Here is an 828-nt window from a genome sequence, read left to right on the forward strand (position 1 = left end):
CTTCGTCTTCTTCTCGACGGCTCCCCGTGTGCTCATAGGCCAAGCGGAATATTCCGAGATCGGATTCAGCTTTGCCTTCGCCACTGTCGCGCTTGTAATGATCGTGACAACCCGTTTCGCGAAGTCCTTTGTCGCCAGATGGGGCATCGCAGGATGCGTGGCGCGTGGGATGGCGTTGCTTGTTTGCGGAGCGGTCCTGTTGGGGATCGGCGAACTTTACGGCTCGCCGTCATTCCTCACCTTCATCCTACCGATGTGGGTTGTCGCGGTCGGTATTGTCTTCACGGTGTCCGTTACCGCGAACGGCGCTTTGGCAGAGTTCGACGACATCGCGGGATCAGCGGTCGCGTTCTACTTCTGCGTTCAAAGCCTGATAGTCAGCATTGTCGGGACATTGGCGGTGGCACTTTTAAACGGTGACACAGCGTGGCCCGTGATCTGTTACGCCACGGCGATGGCGGTACTGGTTTCGTTGGGGCTGGTGCTCCTTCGGCTCCGTGGGGCTGCCACCGAGAAGTCGCCAGTCGTCTAACCGACGACTGGTAGCAGGCCCGCTCCGATGCGGCGCACTAACCATCGAAACCTCGTGAATGTCGGTATCCTGTCTGGCAGGATACCGCTCATTTCCCTTGTTCAGTTCAACATCGCATTGGCAAAATGGCGGGTTAAGTTCAAAATTCAACTTTTGTGCTTTTTATTCCGCCGAATGTGTCCCACATTCAGCTTTTTTTTAATAATTTAGCTTCTGTGGAAACACATCGGCTACGTCACTGCTAAATTGAACTTTCGGTTCAATTTATCCGCCACTTCGCCAATGCGTTTCCCGTT

1 protein-coding gene is annotated in these 828 nt (G+C 54.3%); it reads left to right on the forward strand.

Features of this window, described 5'->3' with window-relative positions; all coding sequences use genetic code 11:
- Positions 1-532, forward strand: a 532-nt coding sequence (locus VQ048_RS12280; RefSeq protein ID WP_442872828.1) for an MFS transporter, incomplete at its 5' end; no start/stop codon positions are given.
- Positions 533-828 lie beyond the last annotated feature (296 nt).

This window comes from Bergeyella anatis (assembly GCF_036016955.1).
Classification (GTDB): Bacteria; Bacteroidota; Bacteroidia; order Flavobacteriales; family Weeksellaceae; genus JAYWXI01.